General features: G+C 70.9%; 20 protein-coding genes and 2 pseudogenes. 14 read left to right on the top strand and 8 right to left on the bottom strand.

Annotated elements, in window-relative coordinates; all coding sequences use genetic code 11:
• Positions 1-39: 39 nt before the first annotated feature.
• The 4 genes and pseudogenes from L3i22_RS47545 to L3i22_RS47530 form a co-directional block, all read left to right on the top strand.
• On the top strand, positions 40-552 hold the full coding sequence (locus tag L3i22_RS47545; protein ID WP_255657689.1) for an NUDIX hydrolase: 513 nt from the start codon (positions 40-42) through the stop codon (positions 550-552).
• The gene (locus tag L3i22_RS47540) at positions 552-1,388 is read left to right on the top strand and encodes a ribonuclease HII (protein WP_221323977.1); all 837 of its coding nucleotides are present in this window, start codon (positions 552-554) and stop codon (positions 1,386-1,388) included. Before L3i22_RS47545 ends, L3i22_RS47540 begins: the two co-directional genes overlap by 1 nt.
• Positions 1,385-1,708: a DUF2469 domain-containing protein gene (locus L3i22_RS47535; RefSeq protein WP_043532656.1), complete on the top strand. Its 324-nt coding sequence runs from the start codon at positions 1,385-1,387 to the stop codon at positions 1,706-1,708. Before L3i22_RS47540 ends, L3i22_RS47535 begins: the two co-directional genes overlap by 4 nt.
• 73 nt (positions 1,709-1,781) lie before the next feature.
• Positions 1,782-2,174: pseudogene (locus L3i22_RS47530) on the top strand (murein hydrolase activator EnvC); the annotation flags it as partial.
• 45 nt (positions 2,175-2,219) lie between these two features.
• Here the strand turns inward: L3i22_RS47530 and L3i22_RS47525 are convergent.
• From L3i22_RS47525 to L3i22_RS47510, 4 genes are all read right to left on the bottom strand, one after another.
• Positions 2,220-3,404 (bottom strand): aminotransferase class V-fold PLP-dependent enzyme, encoded by a 1,185-nt coding sequence (locus L3i22_RS47525; protein WP_221323976.1) that lies wholly within the window; start codon positions 3,402-3,404, stop codon positions 2,220-2,222.
• A gap of 20 nt (positions 3,405-3,424) precedes the next feature.
• Entirely contained in the window at positions 3,425-4,732 is a 1,308-nt protein-coding gene (locus tag L3i22_RS47520; protein WP_221323975.1) for a tyrosine-type recombinase/integrase, read from the bottom strand.
• Positions 4,733-4,979: 247 nt separating this feature from the next.
• Positions 4,980-5,384 (bottom strand): GntR family transcriptional regulator, encoded by a 405-nt coding sequence (locus L3i22_RS47515; protein ID WP_221323974.1) that lies wholly within the window; start codon positions 5,382-5,384, stop codon positions 4,980-4,982.
• Between the two features lie 589 nt (positions 5,385-5,973).
• Positions 5,974-6,204, bottom strand: a complete 231-nt coding sequence (locus L3i22_RS47510) for a hypothetical protein (protein ID WP_221323973.1) — start codon at positions 6,202-6,204, stop codon at positions 5,974-5,976.
• Between the two features lie 1,139 nt (positions 6,205-7,343).
• Between L3i22_RS47510 and L3i22_RS47505 the strand changes: the two genes are divergently transcribed.
• On the top strand, positions 7,344-7,529 hold the full coding sequence (locus tag L3i22_RS47505; protein ID WP_067698744.1) for a regulator: 186 nt from the start codon (positions 7,344-7,346) through the stop codon (positions 7,527-7,529).
• Positions 7,530-7,776: 247 nt separating this feature from the next.
• Here L3i22_RS47505 and dprA read toward each other — a convergent pair whose 3' ends face one another.
• The 3 genes and pseudogenes from dprA to L3i22_RS47490 all read right to left on the bottom strand — a co-directional run bounded on the left by dprA (position 7,777) and on the right by L3i22_RS47490 (position 10,945).
• Positions 7,777-8,952, bottom strand: a complete 1,176-nt coding sequence (gene dprA / locus L3i22_RS47500; RefSeq protein ID WP_221323972.1) for a DNA-processing protein DprA — start codon at positions 8,950-8,952, stop codon at positions 7,777-7,779.
• 131 nt (positions 8,953-9,083) lie between these two features.
• Positions 9,084-10,586: pseudogene (locus L3i22_RS47495) on the bottom strand (YifB family Mg chelatase-like AAA ATPase); the annotation flags it as partial.
• A complete protein-coding gene (locus L3i22_RS47490; RefSeq protein WP_221323970.1) occupies positions 10,586-10,945 on the bottom strand; it encodes a YraN family protein in 360 nt (119 codons plus the stop codon). The pseudogene L3i22_RS47495 and the gene L3i22_RS47490, both read right to left, overlap by 1 nt.
• Before the next feature lie 145 nt (positions 10,946-11,090).
• On the opposite strand from L3i22_RS47490, the gene L3i22_RS47485 reads away from it, so the two are divergent.
• The 8 genes from L3i22_RS47485 to L3i22_RS47450 all read left to right on the top strand — a co-directional run bounded on the left by L3i22_RS47485 (position 11,091) and on the right by L3i22_RS47450 (position 18,720).
• Complete coding sequence (locus L3i22_RS47485; protein ID WP_221323969.1) at positions 11,091-11,711, top strand: hypothetical protein; 621 nt, start codon at positions 11,091-11,093, stop codon at positions 11,709-11,711.
• A gap of 252 nt (positions 11,712-11,963) precedes the next feature.
• Positions 11,964-12,872: a 30S ribosomal protein S2 gene (gene rpsB, locus L3i22_RS47480; protein WP_221323968.1), complete on the top strand. Its 909-nt coding sequence runs from the start codon at positions 11,964-11,966 to the stop codon at positions 12,870-12,872.
• 74 nt (positions 12,873-12,946) lie between these two features.
• Positions 12,947-13,777 carry a translation elongation factor Ts gene (gene tsf, locus L3i22_RS47475; RefSeq protein WP_221323967.1) on the top strand — a complete coding sequence of 277 codons (831 nt, stop codon included), beginning with the start codon at positions 12,947-12,949 and terminating at the stop codon, positions 13,775-13,777.
• 156 nt (positions 13,778-13,933) lie between these two features.
• Positions 13,934-14,641, top strand: a complete 708-nt coding sequence (pyrH, locus tag L3i22_RS47470; RefSeq protein ID WP_221330504.1) for a UMP kinase — start codon at positions 13,934-13,936, stop codon at positions 14,639-14,641.
• Between the two features lie 43 nt (positions 14,642-14,684).
• Positions 14,685-15,242, top strand: coding sequence for a ribosome recycling factor (gene frr / locus L3i22_RS47465; protein ID WP_221323966.1), 558 nt, complete (start codon positions 14,685-14,687; stop codon positions 15,240-15,242).
• Positions 15,242-16,204: a phosphatidate cytidylyltransferase gene (locus tag L3i22_RS47460; RefSeq protein WP_221323965.1), complete on the top strand. Its 963-nt coding sequence runs from the start codon at positions 15,242-15,244 to the stop codon at positions 16,202-16,204. The genes frr and L3i22_RS47460 overlap by 1 nt, the downstream gene beginning before the upstream one ends.
• 43 nt (positions 16,205-16,247) lie before the next feature.
• Positions 16,248-17,426 (top strand): 23S rRNA (adenine(2503)-C(2))-methyltransferase RlmN, encoded by a 1,179-nt coding sequence (gene rlmN, locus L3i22_RS47455; RefSeq protein WP_221323964.1) that lies wholly within the window; start codon positions 16,248-16,250, stop codon positions 17,424-17,426.
• Positions 17,427-17,463: 37 nt separating this feature from the next.
• Positions 17,464-18,720 (top strand): DivIVA domain-containing protein, encoded by a 1,257-nt coding sequence (locus tag L3i22_RS47450; RefSeq protein ID WP_221323963.1) that lies wholly within the window; start codon positions 17,464-17,466, stop codon positions 18,718-18,720.
• 67 nt (positions 18,721-18,787) lie between these two features.
• Here the strand turns inward: L3i22_RS47450 and L3i22_RS47445 are convergent, their stop codons facing one another.
• A complete protein-coding gene (locus tag L3i22_RS47445) occupies positions 18,788-19,021 on the bottom strand; it encodes a DUF2631 domain-containing protein (protein WP_221323962.1) in 234 nt (77 codons plus the stop codon).
• Positions 19,022-19,144: 123 nt separating this feature from the next.
• Here L3i22_RS47445 and L3i22_RS47440 point away from each other — a divergent pair, with 123 nt between their 5' ends.
• Positions 19,145-20,710, top strand: coding sequence for a Rieske 2Fe-2S domain-containing protein (locus L3i22_RS47440; protein WP_221323961.1), 1,566 nt, complete (start codon positions 19,145-19,147; stop codon positions 20,708-20,710).
• Positions 20,711-20,736 lie beyond the last annotated feature (26 nt).

Here is a 20,736-nt window from a genome sequence, read left to right as displayed (position 1 = left end):
CGGTTCGAAAGATCCATCCCGGGCGCTTAGGCTTGACCGGTGACCGAGTCGAACCAGCCCGCCATCGCGCGCCGTGCCGGCCGGGTGCTCCTGGTCGATCTGGCCGGGCGCGCCCTGCTGCTGCACGGCGGCGATCCGGCCCGGCCGGGGATGCGCTGGTGGTTCACCCCGGGCGGCGGGCTGGAGCCGGGCGAGAGCACGGTCGAGGCGGCCGCCCGCGAGCTCTTCGAGGAGACCGGGCTGCGGGTCGCCGGCCCGGCCGAGCTGGGCGCCCCGATCCGGCACGAGCGGGCCGAGTTCTCCTACAACGGTCGCGACTACGTGCAGACGCAGGACTTCTTCCTGTTCCGGGTGGCCGACTGGCAGGTCGACACCGCGGGGATGGACGAGGAGGAGAAGCTCACCATCATCGAGCACCGGTGGTGGTCGGCGGCCGAGATCGAGGCCAGCGACGAGCTGATCTATCCGGTGGACCTGGCGGCGTTGCTCCGGTCGCAGCAGGTCGACGGGGTCTCGGGCGGGGCTCACGACGTACCGGAAGCGGGTTTGTGATGTTTGCTCCGCCCCGCACGGTGGTCCGGCGCGAAGCCGGGCTCTACGCCCTGGAACAGGCCTTGCAGCGGCGCGGCTTCGAGCACGTGGCCGGCGCCGACGAGGCCGGCCGCGGCGCGTGCGCCGGTCCGCTGGTCGCGGCCGCGGCGATCCTGCCCGCGGGCAAGCGCGGCGAGGTGCCCGGCCTGGCCGACTCCAAGCTGCTCACCGCGGCCGCCCGCGAGCGGGTGTATGACGAGGTCGTCGCCCGCGCGCTGGCCTGGTCCGTGATGATCATCCCGCCCACCGAGGTGGATGCCCGCGGCCTGCACGTCTGCAACCTGGCGGCGATGCGGCGGGCACTGGCCTCGCTGACCGTCCGGCCGGATTATGTGCTGACCGACGGCTTCCCGGTGGACGGGCTGGGCGTGCCCGGCCTGGCGGTGTGGAAGGGCGACCGGGTGGCGGCGTGCGTCGCGGCGGCGAGCGTGCTGGCCAAGGTCACCCGGGACCGGCTGATGGTGGAGTTGCACGACAAGTTCCCGGATTACGGCTTCGCCGTGCACAAAGGTTATATAACGGACGAGCACAGCGCCGCACTGCTGCGGCACGGTCCCTGCACCGAGCACCGGTTCTCGTATGTGAACGTGGCCGCCGCCTCGGGCCGGGTCAACGTGCCGCCACGGGCCAGACGGCCCGTTCCGGCGCCGGTGCCGTCCCTGTTCGATGTTTCCGTTACCGAGCCGCTGCTGCTTCCGGTCGCGGCTGAGGGTACCGTCGGCGTGGCGTCGGGCGAGCAGCCTCAGCCGTCGCCGTCGGTGGGGGAAGATGAGGCCATGGAGGGCGAGACACGATGAGCGCAGAGGATCTCGAGAAGTACGAGACCGAGATGGAGCTGCAGCTCTACCGGGAGTACCGCGACATCGTCCGCCAGTTCTCCTACGTCGTGGAGACCGAGCGCCGGTTCTACCTGGCCAACCAGGTGGACCTGCACGTGCGTAACTCCGACGGCGAGGTGTATTTCGAGGTCGAGATGCACGACGCCTGGGTCTGGGACATGTACCGTCCGGCCCGGTTCGTCAAGAACGTGCGGGTGATGACGTTCAAGGACGTGAACGTCGAGGAGCTGGAGAAGCCGGACATCTCGCTGCCGGATGACGCCAACTTCGGCGGCTGACGGGTTTTCCACACCGCGAGGTTGTCCACAGGGCGGGTCGCCGGCCGGGTGACGGCTGGCCAGACTCGCCCGCATGTTCCTCTTCTGGGCTCTTCTCCTGGCCGCGATGCCGATCGCCGGCCCCTGGTCGTGGCCGCTGACCCCGGCACAGGTGACCCGGCGCTTCGAGGCGCCACCGGCGCCGTGGCTGCCCGGGCATCGCGGGGTCGACCTCGGCGGCACGCCCGGCGACACCGTCCGGGCCGCCGCGGGCGGGACGGTCGTCTTCGCCGGCCCACTGGCCGGGCGCGGGGTGGTCAGCGTCGCCCACGCGGGCGGCCTGCGCAGCACCTATGAGCCGGTCACGGCGGCCGTCACGGTCGGCGACCCGGTGCGCGCCGGGGAGCCGCTCGGCACCCTGGTCGCCGGGCATCCCGGCTGCCCGGTCGCCGCCTGCCTGCACTGGGGCGTCCGGCGCGGGGCGGATTACCTCGACCCGCTCACCCTGCTCGGGCTCGGCCGGGTCCGGCTCCTACCAATGCCAGGCGCTGAGCAGGGCGGGCAGCCGGTCGGCCAGGTGATGATATTCCTCCGGCCGGTTGTAGATCTGCGCGCTCAACCGCAGCAGACCCCGCCCGCCCCACGCGTTGACCTGCGTCTCCACGCCCAGCTTGTCGGCGATGTGCCCACGCAGCGCGTGCGCCTCCGGGATGGTGGTGGCCACGCCGGCCGGCAGCGGCACGATCCGCATCGACACCCCCGCGCCGGGCTCCGGCAGGTCCGCCGGCGCGAGGCCGAGGGCTTCGCCGAGAACCCGTTGCCCGTACGCCGCGAGCCGCACGTTGTGCTCCCGGATCGCGTCCAGTCCCAGCGTGCGCATCGCGAAGACGCCCGCCGGCGCGGCCAGCCACGGGGTGTAGTCGAGCGTCCCCTGGAACTCGACCGACAGCGGAAAACCCTGGTCGTGCTCCCACGAGACGACCAGCGGGTCGATCCGCCGCCGCCACTCCGGGGCGACCACCAGCAGCGACGTGCCGCGCGGCGCCCAGGCCCACTTGTGCAGATTGCCGACCCAGAAGTCGGCGCCGATCTCGGACACGTTCACCGGCAGCATGCCGGGCACGTGCGCGCCGTCGACGAAGACCGGGATGCCCTGGGCACGGGCCTCCGCCACGATCTGCCGGACCGGGAGGAGCGTGGCGGTGGCCGAGGTCAGCTGGTCGATGATGAGCAGCTTCGTGCGGCCGGGGCGCAGCGCGGTCCGGACCCGGGCGACGATCTCCGGCCCGGAAGCGCCCAGCGGCACCGCGACCGTGCGCGCGGTCGCGCCCGTCCGCCGGCACTCCCGCCGCACCGCCATCGCGACCGCGCCGTAGGTGTGATCCGTGAGCAGCACCTCGTCCGAGCCGCCCAGGCCGGCCGACTGCAGCACCAGGCTGACCGCGGTCGTGGTGTTCGTGGTCAGCGCGCTGCCGTCCGGGTCGGCGCCGAGGAACGCGGCCAGATGCCGTCGGGTGTGGACGATCCGGTCCAGCAGCCCGACGCCGAAGAAGCGCATCGGATTCAGGTCCATCTCGTCGCGGAGCCGTTGCTGGGCGCGCTGCACGGTGATCGGGAGCGCCCCGAACGAGCCGTGGTTGAGGTAGGAGACCGCCGGGTCCAGGGAGAACAGGAGCCGGGCGCCGGGAATGGGCGGCGGTGGATCTTCGGCGCTCATGGTCTCCGATCGTACGGTGTTCAGGCCCGTGGATGGGCCTGATTGAAAGCGGCACGCAGCCGCTCGGTGGAGACGTGAGTGTAGATCTGGGTGCTCGACAGGGAGCTGTGGCCGAGCAGTTCCTGGACGGCGCGCAGGTCGGCGCCGCCGTCGAGCAGGTGGGTGGCGGCGGAGTGGCGCAGGTCGTGGGGTTTGGTGTGGGGGAGGCCGGCGAGCTGGGCGGCGGCGGAGACTATTCGGCGGACGACGGTGGGTTGTAGGCGGGCGCCCTTTAGTCCTAGGAACAGGGGGTCTCCGGCTTTCTTCGCCTTTCCCTGGTTCGGGCGGGCCACGCGGTTTGCGGCGGCCGATGCTGGGCGGGCTGCGCTGTTGGCGGTGGCTGGCGTCGGGCGGGCTGCGTTGTTCGCGTTGTTCGCGGTGGCAGACGCTGGGCGGGCTGCGTTGTTCGCGGTGGCCAGTGCCGGGCGGCCGAGGCGGAGCCAGGTGGCGAGGGCGTCGCGGGCCGGGTGGCCGTAGGGGACGGCGCGCTCCTTGCCGCCCTTGCCGAAGACCCGGACCACCTGCCGAGTGTGATCGATATCGGACTGGTCGAGGTTGCAGAGCTCGCTGACGCGGATTCCGGTCGCGTAGAGGAGTTCCAGTACTGCTCGGTCCCGGATCGCTTCCGCGTTGTCCGCGGCCTGGTCCGGGTGATCGCTTTCGTCGGCCCGGTAGGTGGTGTCGGGCGCTTGGTCGTCTTCCAGGGCGCCTTCCAGGGCATCTTTTAGGGCGCTTTTTGGTGCGTTTTCTGAGGCGGTGCCGGGTTCGGGGGCGTTTCTTGGGGCCGGGCGGGAGCCGGGGGCGGTGACCAGGGCGGCGGCCTGGTCGGCGCGGAGGACGTGGGGTAGGTCGCGGTGGGCGCGCGGGCTGGCCAGACCGGCGCCGGCGTCGGCGGGGGCGAGGCCGATGCGGTGCGACCATGCGGTGAAGGTCCGGGCCGCTGCGGCACGACGGGCCTGCGACGTACGGGCGGCGCCCTCGCCCAGCCGGGCCGCCAGCCATCCGCGGAGCACCGTGAGGTCCAGGTCGTCCACTGTCGTGCAGCCCTGGTCGGCGGCGTGCGCGAGCAGCGAGACGACGTCGCCCAGGTAGGCCCGGACGGTGTGCGCCGAGCGGTCCTCGACGACCGCGAGGTGATGCCCGAACCGGTCCACGGCGTCGCGCAGGGCCGGGGGCAGCGCTTCGTGCAGCTCGGTCACACGCTTCGTTCTCGGCCGGCGGCGATAGGCGTCCACGATGTTCAGTGTGCCCCGCGCCCAGCCGATATCGGCGCTGCGTTCAGCCGCCATCCGAGTCGTCGAGCTTTTCCCGGCGCTCTGCCTTCATCCGAGTCGTCGAGCTTTTCCCGGCGCCCGGCCGTCATCCGAACAGTCTGGCTCTTGCCAGCGCGCGGCCACCATCTGAGCGATCCGCCGCCCGACGGGCGCATCCGCGCTCCGATTGGCTCGGGCGACACTGGCGTTGCGCGCGTCTATTGCGCGGGCGGGCGTTCTTGTCGTACCCCGTCCCTATGGTGCTGGAATGCGGCTTGGTTGGTCAGGGGCGGGTGAGCTGGACGCGGTCGGCGGGGTGGACCGTCTCCACACCCTCCTGCGTGGTGACCACCAGGACCGGCACGCCCTCGCCGAGGCGGTATTTCCGTCGCTCGGCGTCGGTCGGCATCCGGGCGCCGGCCCGCTCGCCGCGGGCCAGGGCGATGACCTGCACCGGCTCCGGCACCCGGACGAATGTCCCACGTGGCCGGTCGACCGTGACGAGCCCCTCGGTCCGCAGCTGCCCGATCGCCTGGCGCACCGTGGTCCGGCTGATCCCATAGTCCTGAGCCAGCCGCAGCTCACTGGGCAGCGGCTCACCCGGCCCCAACTCGCCGGACTGGATACGATCCCGCAGCAGGTCAGCAAGCTGTCGAAAGACCGCCCGGTCCGCCGAATGATCGATCATGGCAAGTATTTTACGTGACCACGATGATCCGTCACGTTGTACCTACAGCCCAATGAAACTATGATGGACCCACCGCCCCGCAGCGGCCCAGCCACCCCGGGACGGAAGAGCGGGCGACGGTTTTGCCAGGCCGGTCCAACGCGACTGCTGGGCGCGACCGCCGCCCGCTCGCCACCCTCGCCCACCCTCAGCCACCGGGACTCCACCCCAGCCAGCCCCGCCGCTCCGGCCAGCCCCGCTCCAGGCAGCCGACTCCGACTCCGGTCAGCCGACTCCGACTCCGGTCAGCCGACTCCGACTCCGGCCGCCCGGCACAGTTCGCTCGGCACAGCTCTCCCGGATGGTTCAGCTAACGCGCCGCATGTCCGGCTCCGCCGCACGCCAGGCTCGGCCCTGCCCAGTCCAGGCCGCGGCCCAACGTGGCCCGGCCGCCGACGCCAACTGTGGCCGCTCGGGCTGTGCGTGTGCTCGTTGCGCTGGCCGTGCCCAACCTCGCCTGCGCTGCCCGCGTCGTGTGCGAGGGCTGCCTCCCGGTCGAGGTTGGGCAGTGGCTGATCAGGAGGGATGGCGGCTGGTCAGGAGGGTTTTGTCAGGCCCAGGCCAGGAAGCGTTCGTACAGGTTCACCGGCTCGTCGACGGCCATGTCCTCAAGGGCCTCGTACATCTGATTCGACATGTAGATCCGCAGCAGCGACGGGAAAGCGCGGTACTCGTACAGGAGTTTGGCCCGCGCGTCGGAGCACGGCCAGGCGCCGCCGCAGATGCGGCAGTTCCAATCCGGCCGGTCGTGCAGGTGTTCGGCTTCTTGTGCGGTGGTCAACGGTGCCCCCGAATCCGGCCGGGCCCGTCGTGGCCGTCCCGTGTCCGTGGCTTCCCTCCGAAGGCCCGGATCCGCGAGCTCATGCCCGGCGGTGCCCCTCAGTAATTTCGCTTACGCCTCACGCGCCGGTCGGCCCCCGGCGCCAAAGTTCCTTGATGTGCTGCTCAGCGCTGGTGGCGACGGCGGTGCAAATGGTTCTTGAACGGGTCGTTGCAGACCGTCCGATGCCGCTGCCCGGGCGTCAGGTTCCCGGCGCGTCCCACGTTCGCCTCCAGGTGCCTGGTCCGCGGCCGCGGCACCGAAGCTCGCCCCACCGGCCGCCCGTCCTGCCCGCCCGCTGTCTCCCCAGGCCCTCCCCGAACCGCGCGCTGCCCGCCGCCCGCGCCCGCCTCCGCACCGCCCGCGCCCGCCTCCGCACCGCCCGCGCCCGCCTCCGCACCGCCCGCGTCTGCACGGCCCGCGTCCGCACCGCCCGCGTCCGCACGGCCCGCGTCTGCACCGCCGGCCTCCGCACCGCCCGCGTCCGCCCACGCACCTGTATCTCCGCCGCCCTCGCTTGGCCGCCCACCCATCTCTCCATTGCCCCCGTCTGGCCGCGGACCAGCCTCTCCGCTGCCCCCGTCTTGGCCGGAGTCGCCGCCGCCTTGGCCGGGGTCGCCTCCGTCCCGGGCGGGGGCGGCGCCGTCCCGGCCGGGGGAATGGTTGTCATGCGGATCGTCGGTCTCGCGCTCGGTGGACACCGGCCGCCCGTTGTGGACGCCCGGGCCCTGGCGCTGCCGGGGAACCTCCACCCGCGGCGGCGCCGACAGCCGGGGCTTTTGCCGGTCCGGAGACGCATTGTCGGAATGGGCGACCACGGCCCGGCGCTGCGGAGCGTCCCCCGGCGGGTAGGGCTTCGCCGGCGCCGGCACCAAACGGTCGATGCACGGGGCCTTCAGGCCGCAGCGGCAGCGGCGCCACAGAGTCCGCCAGTCGCGACGATGACGTGGGGAAAAAGGCACCTGTCCAGTTGTCATGCGACGTCTAGTCATGGCGGAGATCCTAGTGAACGTACGACTAGCTGTCTCCCGCCAACCTGCTGAGCGCCTAATAGTCCCGCGCCTACGGTCGATCATGTGGGAGTGAAGCCGATCCGCCTCATGGGCGCACACGAGATCCGTATCCGCCTGGGCGGTGTGAGCCGTCAGCGGGCGTACCAGATCACCAGCCGTGCGGACTTTCCCAAGCCGGCTGCCGATCTGGCTCAGGGCAAGGTGTGGCTGACCGAGGACGTCGAGGCCTGGATGAAGGTCCACCGTCGTGACCTGGATGAATCCGAGGACTGATCGCCTCTGTTCGGTACGCGACGGCCGGCGCGCGCCAAGCGTCCCGGCCGCCGCGTGACCCCGCGACCCTGACACAAAGTTTCCGCAATGATTCGCGGTGAAAGCCGTGGTGGGGACCGTGGTGAAGGGTGGGACCGCGGCCGGCCTGGTCCACTGCGGACGATCCGCTTCGCGGCGGGAACAGCGACATTCCGGGCGCCGGAGAACTTCGAGGATTTCCCCCGAACGGGTGACGGAGTCCACGTGACTAACCACCCCGCCGCGCGAGCGTGATTCCGGACTCGGTCCGCACCACCAAACCCGCGGCCTCCAACAGGGACAGACGCCGGAGCACCGTCCGCAGATCCAGCCGCGCCTCGGCCGCGATCTCCTCCGCGCTCACCGCCCCGCGCCGGGGCAGCGCCTCCATGATCAGCGCCGACTCCTCGTCCAGCCGGTCCCGGACCCGCTCGCGCCCGCGCGGCGGCGGCTCCAGGTACTCGCCGATCCGGCCGACCTCCTCCAGCACGTCGGCGACCGAGGTGACCAGCCGCGTGTACGGATGTTTCCGCAACAACTCGTGGCAGCCCACCGACATCGCCGAGGTCACCGGCCCCGGCACGACCATCGCGGGCCGGTCCAGGGCCAGCACCCGGCTCATCGTCTGGGTGGCGCCACTGCGCGCCGCGGCCTCGACCACGACCGTGCCCGCGGTGGCCGCCGCGATCACCCGGTTCCGGATCAGGAAGCGGTGCCTCAGCGGCTCGGCGCCCGGTGGCCACTCACTGATCAGCAGACCGCGCTCGGCGATCTGGGCGAACATCTCCGCATTCAGTACGGGGTACGGCCGGTCCACGCCACAGGCCAGCACGGACACGGTCACGCCGTCGGCGGCGAGCGCCGCCCGGTGAGCCGCCGCGTCGATCCCGCAGGCGCCGCCCGACACCACGGTCCAGCCCTTCTCGGCCAGTCCGTACGCCAGATCGTTGGTCACGTAGGTCCCGTATCCGGTCGACGCCCGCGCCCCGACGATCGCCACCGACCGGTCCAGGGCCGCGCCGAGCCGTAGTTCGCCGCGCACCCAGAAGCAGAGCGGCGGCCGGGTGTCCCGGTTCACCCGGGAGCCGCTGTCGATCTCCAGCCTGGCCAGCGCGTCCACCCGGGCCGGCCACTCCGGGTCGGACGGCACCACCAGCCGGGCACCGACCTCGTCGGCCCGGCTCATCGCCTCCTCGGCCATCTGCCGGGCGTCCCCGGCGGCGGTCCGGGCCGAGATCGCCGCCTGCAGCCACTTGTCCGGCAGGTTCCCGGCCAGCAGCCGCTCCAGCGCGGCCGGCGCCCCGACCCGCTGAACCAGCGTCCAGACCGCCCGATTCCCCGGCTCCGCCAGCCAGGTGAGCGCCGCCCTGGCCATCCGATCGGCGTGACTCCCGGGCTCGCTCATCGCGCCACCTGCGAATCGGCGCCGGGCAAGGCGGCAAGTGAGTCCGCGACGCCGTCCGGGGTGCCGGAGGAAGGCACGTCAGCGAGCCACAGCCGCTTGGCCGAGGTCACCGCGGCGGCCGGTCCGGTGATGCCGGTCCGCAACTGCAGTGCTTCCGCCACATCCTCCCCGCGGGGCCGGTCGCGCCCGTCGAGGTCGGCGATGGTCCACGCCAGCCGCAGCACCCGATCGAATCCTCGTGCCGAGACCGTTCCCCGATCCAGCGCGGTCCGCAGCGCCGCGGTGTCCTTGGCGGGCAGCAGCCAGGGTGGCCGCCGCAGGCGTGGTCCCGGCACCTCGGCGTTGACCTGCCATCGGTACTCCTTCCAGCGTTCTGCGGCGGCGTCCCGGGCTCGGCGGACGCGGGCCGCGACAGCCGTGGAGGACTCGGCCGGCACCGTTGTCGTGATCAACTGCGCGGCTCGCATCGGGAGGAGGTCGACCTTCATGTCGATCCGGTCCAGCAGGGGCCCGGAGAGCCTGCCCAGGTAGCGGCGTCGCACGACGGGACTGCAGGTGCAGCGCTGATCCGCGGTGGCGCACGGGCAGGGGTTGGAGGCCATCACCAACTGAACCTGCGCGGGGTATTCGGTCGTGCCGCGGGACCGGGCCAGCACGACCCGCCCGCTCTCCAGCGGCTGCCGCAACGCCTGCAGCGTGCTCCTCGCGATTTCGGGGGCCTCGTCCAGGAACAAAACGCCCCGATGGGCCAGGGAGAGCGCCCCGGGGCGGGCCAGCCCGCTGCCCCCGCCGATCAGCGCCGCGAGACTGGAGCTGTGGTGTGGGGCCTGGTAGGGCGGCTGCCGCACCAGGCCGATGTCCGGCGGGAGCACCCCCGCGATCGACTGCAACGCGGTGACCTCGAGCGCTGCCTCGTCGTTCAGGGCGGGCAGGATCGACGGGAGCCGTTCCGCGAGCATCGTCTTGCCCGCGCCGGGCGGCCCCAGCAGCGCGAGATGGTGGCCGCCCGCGGCGGCGATCTCCAACGCGTACCGCCCGAACGACTGGCCGGCGACGTCGGCCAGATCGGGGCCGGTGTGGGCCGGCGGCGGCGATTCCGGCGGTGGTTCGAGCAGCTGGTCGGCACCGTTCACGAAGTCGACCAGGCGGCGCAGCGAGTCGACGGCGCGCACGGTCACCCCGGGCACCACGGTCGCTTCGCGGGCGTTGGCCAGCGGCACGATCACCCGGGTGATTCCGGCCCGGGCGGCGGCCGCCACCATCGGGAGCACACCGCGCACCGGGCGGACCGCGCCGTCCAGGCCCAGCTCGCCGAGGAGGACGACGCCCTCCAACGGCTCGGCGGGGAGATCGCCGGCCCCGGCGAGCAGAGCCGCCGCGATCGCCAGATCGAAGCTGCTGCCGTGCTTCGGCAGTGCGGCCGGCAGCAGATTCACCGTGATGCGGCGATTGGGCCACTCGCGGCCGCTGTTGACCACCGCCGCGCGGACCCGATCCCGGGCCTGGTGCAGGGCGGCGTCCGGCAGGCCGGTCAGCACCACGGTGGGCAGGCCTTGGGAGAGGTCGGCTTCGACCTCGACCAGGCGGCCGCCGACGCCGACCAGGCCCACGCAGAGCACTCGGGCATAACTCATCAGAACGCCGCCCGAATGTGCACCACCCGGCTGGCCCCCCGCGGCTGCGGCAGCACCTCCACCACGTCGAACCGGATCCGCGGCGCGTACGTCCCGGACTCGGCCAGCCACCGCAGCGCCAGCTGCCGCAACTTCTTGACCTTCCGCGGGTCGACCGCGGCGGCCGGTGGCCCGAAGGTTCCCGTCCGCCGTGTCTTGACCTCGCAGAACACCACGTCGTCCCCGTCCCGCAGGATCAGGTCGACCTCGCCGTCCGCGCATCGCCAGTTGCGGGCCAGGATGCGCAGCCCGTGTTCCTCCAGATGCCGGGCGGCGAGTCGTTCGCCGTACGCCCCGATCGCCTGCCGCTGAGTCGTCATGCCGCGGACCGTGGCAGGAACGGCCGCCCGCGACGACCCGGCCTGTGGACAGAGCGTCACTGTGGATTCCCGAACGGTCACCGATGAGGTGTGATATGTGCCTGGCTGTGGCCTGAACGCCCGCGGTCGCCTACGGTGCGAATCCGTGGAGCATCGTTACGCGGACGAGTCCGCCCCGAGCTGGTACTCCGGCAGCCGGTACACCGATCCACCCCGGTACCCGAACGAGCCGGAGGCCTCCGGCTCGCACGCGCTGCGGGAGGACGCCTACGACACCGGCGGTGTCCGGCTGCCCGAGCAGCGCCCCGCCGAGCCCGAGCCGCGCGGCCCGTACGAGTCCGGCCGCATCCCGATCCGCGGCCCGGAGTACCCGACGATCCCGCCGCCTCCGCCGCAGCCCCAGCGGCAGCGGGAGTTGCCGCCGGCCCCGCCGCCGGTCCCGAACGAGCCGACCGCCCTGGCCCCGCCGGTCACCGCGAAGCGCCGCCCGCTCTCGTCGGTGATCGTGGCGATCGGGGTGCTCGTCCTGTTCGTCCCGGTGCTGCGGCTGCTGATGACCGCCACGTTCGCCGCCAAGCCGACGGCCGGTGGGATCGTCCCCGCGGTCCTGCTCACGCTCGGCCTGGCGCTCACCGGCTTCGGCCTGTTCGCGGCGGCCGGGAGCGGCGCCGTGCGGACGGATCGCAGTGCGTGGTTGCGCACGCCCACGGCGTACGTGCCAATTGGTTTGATCTTGCTCTTGGCCGCAGGCCTGGCAGTTTCCTGAGCGAAGCGGCCGGCAAACGGGCCGGGGCTTGCCAAAAATCGGGTTGGCGTATGCTTGGACCCGGCGACCGCCCACGCGGTCGACCTCGCGCGCCCTCCGACCGTCCCGATCGCTGTTCCTGGCGAGCCGGTTCGGCGGCAACGGCCCTCCCTGGTCCCGATGATCTTCGGGCCCGACTGCGGCCGCTGACCGGGCGCCAGGATGCTCACCGCCGGTGAGCGTGACAACCAGGGCAGATCAGGGAGCACCACCATGGCCGTTGTGACCATGCGTCAGCTGTTGGAGAGCGGTGTCCACTTCGGGCACCAGACCCGCCGCTGGAACCCGAAGATGAAGCGCTTCATCTTCACCGAGCGTAACGGCATCTACATCATCGACCTGCGCCAGACTCTCGAGTACATCGAGAAGGCGTACGCCTTCGTGCGGGACACCGTCGCCGAGGGTGGTCACATCCTCTTCGTCGGCACCAAGAAGCAGGCGCAGGAGGCCATCGCCGAGCAGGCGACGCGGGTCGGCCAGCCGTACGTGAACCACCGTTGGCTCGGCGGCATGCTGACCAACTTCCAGACCGTTTACAAGCGCCTTCAGCGGATGAAGGAGCTCGAGGGCCTGGGTGACCTGACCGGCACCGCCGCGGGTTACACCAAGAAGGAGACCCTCCAGCTCTTCCGTGAGAAGACCAAGCTCACCAAGACCCTCGGTGGCCTCCGGGACATGACCAAGACGCCGTCGGCGATCTGGGTCGTGGACACCAAGAAGGAGCACATCGCGGTCGACGAGGCCCGCAAGCTGGGCATCCCGGTCATCGCGGTGCTGGACACCAACTGTGACCCGGACGAGGTCGACTTCCCGATCCCGGGCAACGACGACGCGATCCGCTCGGCCGAGCTGCTGACCCGGGTCATCGCGACCGCGGTCGCCGACGGCCTGATCCAGCGTTCCGGCCGCAACCGCGGTGACGCGGACGCGAAGCCCGAGGCGGGCACCGTCGCCGCCGGCGAGCCGCTGCCCGAGTGGGAGCGGGACCTCTACGAGGGTGCCGAGAAGAAGGCCGACGAGCCCGCTGCCGTCGTCGCCGCCGAGCCGGCTGCCGCCGCTGAGCCGGTCGCTGCCGAGCCGGCCGCTGTCGCCGAGCCGGTTGCCGCCGTCCCGGCCGAGTAAGTCAACCGACGTGCTTCCGGCCGCCGCCGTCAAAGGCGGCGGCCGTTTTCCCGACTGACATCGAGAGAAGAGTCATGGCTAACTACACCGCCGCGGACGTGAAGAAGCTCCGCGAACTCACCGGTGCCGGCATGATGGACTGCAAGAAGGCGCTCGAGGAGTCCGCGGGCGACTTCGACAAGGCCGTCGAGTTCCTGCGCATCAAGGGTGCGAAGGACGTCGGCAAGCGCGCCGGCCGGACCGCCGCCAACGGCATCGTCAGCCACTCCGGTGGGGCTCTGCTCGAGCTGAACTGTGAGACTGACTTCGTCGCCAAGACCCCGGACTTCGTCGCGCTGGGTCAGCGCTTCGTCGAGTTCGGCGAGGCCAACAAGATCGCCGACGCCGCCGGGCTGCTCGCCGCGACGCTGGAGGACGGCAAGACCGTCGCCGACATCGTTCAGGAGTACGCCGCCAAGATCGGTGAGAAGATCGTGGTGAACCGCTTCACGATCCTCGACGGCACCGTCGCGGTCTACCTGCACCGCAAGGCGCAGGACCTGCCGCCGCAGGTCGGCGTGCTGGTGGAGTACACCGGCAAGGACGACGAGGCCGCCGACGCGGATGCCCGTGGCATCGGCATGCAGGCCGCCGCGATGCGGCCGAAGTACCTGACCCGCGAGGACGTCCCGGCCGAGGTCGTCGAGTCCGAGCGCCGGATCGCCGAGCAGACCGCTCGCGAGGAGGGCAAGCCCGAGCAGGCGATCACCAAGATCGTCGACGGCCGGGTGAACTCCTTCTTCAAGGACTTCGTCCTGCTGGAGCAGGCTTCGGTCGTCGACAACAAGAAGACGGTCAAGCAGATCGCCACCGAGGCGGGCATCGAGATCACCCGGTTCGTCCGGTACGAGGTCGGCCAGGAGTAAGGCACCACAAAGCAATGGCACGGGAGGTCGGGTACGCGATTGAGCGTCCGGCCTCCCGGTCGCATAAGGTCTCCTGCAGAAAGTGAAGGGAAGGCGGGTCTCATGACGATGGTGACCGAGCAGTCCGCCACGGTTGAGGATCAGGACCCGCAGACCATGAGGCCGCGCCGGGTCGTGCTCAAGCTGTCCGGCGAGGTTTTCGGTGGTGGTGCGGTCGGCGTCGATCCCGATGTGGTGCAGGCGCTGGCCAAGCAGATCGCCACGGTGAACCGGCGCGGCATTCAGGTTGCCGTGGTGGTCGGTGGCGGCAACTTCTTCCGCGGCGCCGAGCTGCAGAAACGCGGTATGGACCGGAACCGCGCCGACTACATGGGCATGCTCGGGACGGTGATGAACTGCCTGGCCCTCCAGGACTTCCTGGAGAAGGAGGGCATCGAGACCCGGGTCCAGACGGCCATCACGATGGCCCAGGTCGCCGAGCCGTACATCCCGCTCCGCGCGATCCGGCACCTGGAGAAGGGCCGCGTCGTGATCTTCGGCGCCGGCGCCGGCATGCCGTACTTCTCCACCGACACGGTCACCGCCCAGCGCGCGCTGGAGATCCACGCCGACATGGTGCTGATGAGCAAGAACGGTGTCGACGGGGTGTACACCGCCGACCCCCGGGTCGACCCGACCGCGCGCAAGCTGGACAACATCACCTTCCAGGAGATCCTCCAGCGCGGGCTGCGGGTGGCCGACCAGGCCGCGTTCAGCCTCTGCGAGGAGAACAAGCTGCCGATGCTCGTCTTCGGCGCGGACGGCGACGACACCATCGTGCGCGCGTGCGCCGGCGAGAAGATCGGCACGCTGATCACCGCGTGAGCCAGCCACCTTCCGTACCCACCCAAGAGAGCGAGGAGAGCCGGTGATCGAGGAAACCCTTTTCGAGGCCGAAGAGAAGATGGACGGTGCGGTCGAGCACGCCAAGGAGGAGTTCGCCGCCATCCGGACCGGGCGGGCCACCCCGGCGATGTTCTCCAAGATCATGGTCGACTACTACGGCGCTCCTACGCCGGTGACGCAGATGGCCTCCGTCGGCGTTCCGGAGCCGCGCATGGTCATCGTCAAGCCGTACGACAGCACCCAGCTCGGCCCGATCGAGCGCGCCATCCGGGACTCGGACCTCGGGGTCAACCCGAACAACGAGGGCACCCAGCTGCGCATCCACCTCCCGCAGATGACCGAGGAACGCCGCCGCGAGATGATCAAGGTGGCGCGTTCCAAGGCCGAGGAGGGCCGGGTCGCGATCCGCAACGTGCGCCGCCGGGCCAAGGAGCAGATCGACAAGCTGGTCAAGGACGGCGAGACCGGCGAGGATGATGGCCGTCGCGCCGAGAAGGAGCTCGACGACGTCACCCACCGGTACGTCGCGGTGGTGGACGAGCTGGTCAAGCACAAGGAAGCCGAGCTGCTCGAAGTCTGATGTCCTACCTCGATCCGCGTGCCGGGCAGATCCCGGGCGAACCGCACGCCGACGCCCTGGCGTACCAGAATCCCGCCTGGCACGCGGACGACGAGCAGGCCAAGCGCGGTCCCGGAAAGCGCCGGGCCGGCCGTGGCCGCAAGCCCGACGGCAAGAGCCGGGCCGGCCGTAACCTGCCCGCCGCGATCGCGGTCGGGCTCAGCCTCGGCCTGGTGGTCCTGGCCTCCCTGCTGATCTGGCCCCCGGCCCTGCTGGGGGTCCTGGTGCTGGCCGCCTCGGTCGGCGTCTGGGAGACCGCCCGCGCGGTGCACGTCACCGGCGCCCGCCCGCCGGTCATCCCGCTGATCGCCGGCACGATCGGCATGACCGGCCTGGCCTGGTACGCCGGGCCGGACGCGCTCACCCTGGGCCTGCTCGCCACGATCGGCGCCGCGGCCCTGTGGCGTCTCGCCGACGGCGCCGCCGCGGTCCGCCGCGACTTCACCTCGATCACGTTGATCGCGGTCTACGTGCCGTTCCTGCTGAGCTTCGCCGCGATGCTGGTGCAGCCGGACGACGGCAAGTGGCGGGTGCTGGCCACGGTGGTCGCCGTGGTGCTCTCCGACACAGGTGGCTACGCCGCCGGCGTGTTCCTCGGCAAGCACCCGATGGCGCCGAAGATCAGCCCGAAGAAGTCCTGGGAGGGCTTCGCCGGCTCGATGACGGCGGCCGCGATCGGCTCCGGCGCGCTGCTGTTCTTCCTGATGGAGGTCCCGGTCTACTACGGCCTGCTGTTCGGCGCGGTGATCTCGATCGTCGCGGTGATGGGCGACCTGGCCGAGTCGATGCTGAAGCGGGACCTCGGCGTGAAGGACATGAGCAACCTGCTGCCCGGCCATGGCGGGCTGATGGACCGGCTGGACTCCATCCTCTTCGCGGTCCCCACGGCCTACCTGCTCTTCGCGATCATCGCGCCGAACTAGCCATGGGCGACGTGCCGGTGGAGCGTGGGAGACTGGATACGCCATGACGATTCTTCCGGTCATCCCGATCAGTCCCGACCAGCCGGACGCGGTGCTCACCCGCCGCCGTCCCAGCATGCCCCCGCGCCACCTCGCCGACCTCGACCTCGCCGCGCGCCAAGCCGCGGTGACCGCGCTCGGCGAGCCGGCCTTCCGGGCCAAGCAGCTCTCCACCCACTACTTCGGCCGCCTGGTGCGTGACGCCGCCGCGATGACCGACCTGCCGTCGGCCACGCGTGACAAGCTCACCTCCGAGCTGCTCCCCACGCTGCTGACCCCGATCCGCGAGCAGGCCTGCGACGACGGCGCGACCCGCAAGACGCTCTGGCGGCTGCACGACGGCGCGCTCGTCGAGAGCGTGCTGATGGGTTATCCGGACCGCGTCACGGCCTGTGTCTCCAGCCAGGCCGGCTGCGGCATGGCCTGTCCGTTCTGCGCGACCGGCCAGCAGGGTCTGACCCGCAACCTGTCGGTGGCCGAGATCGTCGACCAGGTGGTCTATCTCGCCGGGGTGGCCGCCTCGGGCGCGGTGACCGGTTCCCCGCCCCGGCTGTCCCGCGTCGTCTTCATGGGAATGGGCGAGCCGCTGGCCAACTATCCGCGGGTCATCGAGGCCGTTCGGCGCCTGACGACCCCCGCTCCGGAGGGTCTCGGTCTTTCACAACGGCACATCACGGTGTCCACGGTGGGTTTGGTGCCCGCAATGCGCCGGTTGATCGCCGAACAGCTCTCTGTGACTCTTGCGTTGTCACTGCATGCCCCCGATGATGATCTGCGCGATGAGCTTGTGCCCGTCAACCAGCGTTGGAAGGTGGCCGAGGTGCTCGATGCCGCGTTTGATTACGCGGCGCAGACCGGTCGCCGGGTCTCCATCGAATACGCCCTGATCCGGGACGTAAACGATCAGCCCTGGCGTGCCGACCTGTTAGGCCGCCTACTGCACGGCAAGCTTGCCCATGTGAATCTCATCCCGCTCAACCCGACTCCGGGTAGTAAGTGGGATGCCAGTCCGAAACCGGTCGAGCGCGAGTTCGTCCGGCGGCTGCGTGAGGCGGGCGTGTCGACCACGGTTCGCGACACCCGGGGCCGGGAGATCGACGGTGCCTGTGGCCAACTGGCCGCGGGAGAGTTGACGCAGGCGGGCGCAGGGAGCGTCGCAGCCGACGCGGAGGTGGCACAGTGACTGGGCGCAGGTCCCAGCGAGCGGAGTGGGAGACGTTGTGACGAGTCAGGGACAGCGTTTCCGGCGGCGTGCGCTGCGCCGGGGCTACAAGGTCGACGAGGTCGACGCCTTCCTGGACCGGGTCGAGGCGACCCTCTCCGGTGAGCAGGCCGGCCCGCCGGTCGCCGCTCAGGAAGTGCACGACGTCGTCTTCCGGGTGCGTTTCGGTGGCTACGACGAGTGGCAGGTGGACCTGCACCTCGACCGGGTCGAGCGGCAACTCGCCGAGTTCGAGGAGCGTGGCGGCCGCCCGGTCGACCCGATGCGGGACTCGATGCGCGGTGGCCTGTCCGCCGAGCGCTCCGGTGCCATCGATCGCGGCTCCATCGACCGGTCCGGCCCGATCGGCCAGCCCAGCGGCCCGCCCGCGCTCTCCGGCGGCATGCCGCGCAACGGGATGGCCGGCGCCGGCATGGGCATGGGTGGCCCGCAGGGCGGCCCGCCGCCCGGTCCGCCGCAGTTCGGCAACCCGAACCAGCAGCAGCAGTTCGGCAACCCGAACCAGCAGCAGTTCGGCGGTCAGGGGATGAACCCGGGCATGGCGCAGACCGAGCGGCTCCAGATGCCGCCGCAGATGCCGCAGCGCCCGCAGATGCCCCCGCAGGAGCAGTACGGTGGCGGCGGTCGCTACGACGAGCCCACGTCCTACGGTGGCCAGCCCCAGCAGCCGCAGCTCCCGCAGCGCAACGCCCCGCAGGGCTACGAGCAGCAGCCGCCGCAGCAGCAGGGCTACGACGAGCCGACCACGTTCGGCGGCTTCGAGCCCGGCCGGCACGGCCGCACCGACATGACCGCCGAGATGCGGATGCCGGACCGCGACCCGCGCAGTGGTGGCTACGGCGGCCCGCCGCAGATGCCGCAGGGCCCGATGGGTCCGCCGATGCAGCCGCCGCCGTCCGGGATGCCGGGCGACCCGATGGGTGGCCCGCCCGGTGGCTACGGTCAGCCGCCGCAGCAGCAGCAGTCGCACCTGGGCCCGCCGATGGGCGAGCCCGGTGGCGAGCTCTACCGGGTGGACCAGCTGCGCCGGACGTTCCAGCCGCGGCGCTTCGGCAGTGGGTACGACCCGATGCAGGTCGACCGGCTGTTCGAGGGCATCCTGCAGGCGATGACCGGCCGCGGCCCGATGCCGGTGAACGAGAACGACCTGGACATGCTGCAGTTCGGCCTGGTGCCGAACGGGTATTTCGAGGCCGAGGTCGACGCGGCCCTGCGCGAGGTGAAGGACATCCTCCTGCGCGGCGGTCGCCGGTAGGCACAGCGACGACGAAGAAGGGGAGGGCCGGTCGGCCCTCCCCTTCTTTCGCGCTCGTTGAGAAGCTTCAGTCGTTCGGCCGCAGACCGGCCTTGCGCAGCACCGCGTCGCCGATCACGACGGCGACCAGACCGGCCGCGATCAGGACGAGCCACACCTTCTCGGTGTTCCCGGACTGGTTGCCCCAGAGGAACATGAGCAGCACCACAGCGGAGATGATCGCGCCGCGCTGGGCCCGCCGCCGGTTGGTCGGCTTCAACTGGTCCGGGGCGTAGACCTCGCCATGTTCTTCCGCGGACACGTCGGTCCTCCTCGTCGATGATCTGACCGTCGTCCACAGTCTGTCACGGGGTCGCCGGGCGGAAGCTACCAACCCGGCTGTACTTTCGATGCGGCACCAGGCGCCGAAGCAGAGGAGTGACAAGTGCGGATCACGGGCACCGGCCATGCGAGCATGCGGATCGACACGGCCGCCGGCAGCATCCTGACCGATCCGTGGGTGAATCCGGCGTATTTTGCCTCGTGGTTCCCGTTTCCGGACAATTCCCAGCTCGACTGGGAGACCCTCGGCGACGTCGACTACCTGTACGTCTCCCACCTGCACCGGGACCACTTCGACGCGGCGCACCTCAAGCGGTTCATCAGCAAGAAGGCCACCGTTCTGCTCCCGGAGTACCCGACGAGTCAGCTCGAGGACGAGCTGCGTGACCTGGGCTTCACGAAGTTCTTCCGGACGCGGTCGGACGAGGTGCACGAGCTCGACGGCGGCCTCAAGATCATGATCCAGGCGCTGATCAGCCCGACCGACGGCCCGATCGGCGACTCCTCGCTCTGGGTCGAGCACGACGGCATCCGCCTGCTGAACCAGAACGACGCCCGCCCGTCCGACCTGACCCGCTTCACCGAGTTGGGCCACGTGCACGCGCACATGCTGCAGTTCTCCGGCGCGATCTGGTACCCGATGGTCTACGAGCTGCCGGAGAACGCGAAGACCGCGTTCGGCAAGCAGAAGCGGGACCGGCAGTTCGACCGCACCTGGCGCTACATCGACGACCTGAAGGCCGACTTCGTCTTCCCGATCGCCGGCCCGCCGTGCTTCCTCGACGACAGCCTGTGGCAGTTCAACGACATCCACGGTGACGAGGGGAACATCTTCCCCGACCAGTCGGTCTTCCTCTCGGAGTACGCGAAGGTCGGCGGCACCAACGCCGTCGTGCAGCTCCCCGGCAGTGTGACGGTCCTCTCGGACGGCGGCACCACCGAGACGACCACGCACCCGATGCCGGTCGACGAGTTCTTCGCGAACAAGACCGCCCACCTGGAGGAGATGCGGGAGCGCAAGGCCCCGATCATCGCCGCCGAGAAGGCGTCCTGGCGGCACCCGGAGATCGACGTGCTCGGCGCGATGAAGAAGCGGATCGAGCCGCTCCTCGAGGAGTCGATCTACCTGGCCAACGGGGTCGGCGGCCCGGTCCGCTTCGACCTCACCGACTCGTTCGGCCCGGACGGCGAGGTCGTCGAGTCGATCGTCGTCGACTTCCCCGGCAAGCAGGTCCGGCAGTATGCCGACGAGAAGGTGCGCTACCGCTTCAAGACCGGCCGCGCCCTGATCGAGCACCTGATCTTCATCGACGAGGGTGACTGGGTCAACTCGCTCTTCCTGTCCTGCCGCTTCTCCGCCGCACGGATCGGGCAGTACAACGAGTTCGTCTACGCGTTCTTCAAGTGCCTCTCCGAGGAGCGCCTGCAGTACGCCGAGGGCTGGTACGACGAGCACGAGAAGTCGGTCGACGCCGAGGACACCCAGTTCGGCGACTGGACCGTGCAGCGCCGCTGCCCGCACCTCAAGGCCGACCTGTCCCGCTTCGGCATCGTCGACGGCAACGTCCTGACCTGCCAGCTGCACGGCTGGAAGTTCGACCTTCCCAGCGGCCGCTGCCTCACCGGCGTCGGCCACAAGATCAGGGCCCACAAGACCGAAAACCCTTAGACGGTACGGGCGTAGCGGCCCCTCAA

Source organism: Actinoplanes sp. L3-i22 (genome assembly GCF_019704555.1).
In the GTDB taxonomy this organism is placed as follows: domain Bacteria; phylum Actinomycetota; class Actinomycetes; order Mycobacteriales; family Micromonosporaceae; genus Actinoplanes.
Note: the sequence above shows the minus strand (reverse complement) of the source record. Positions and strands in the feature narration are given on the sequence as shown.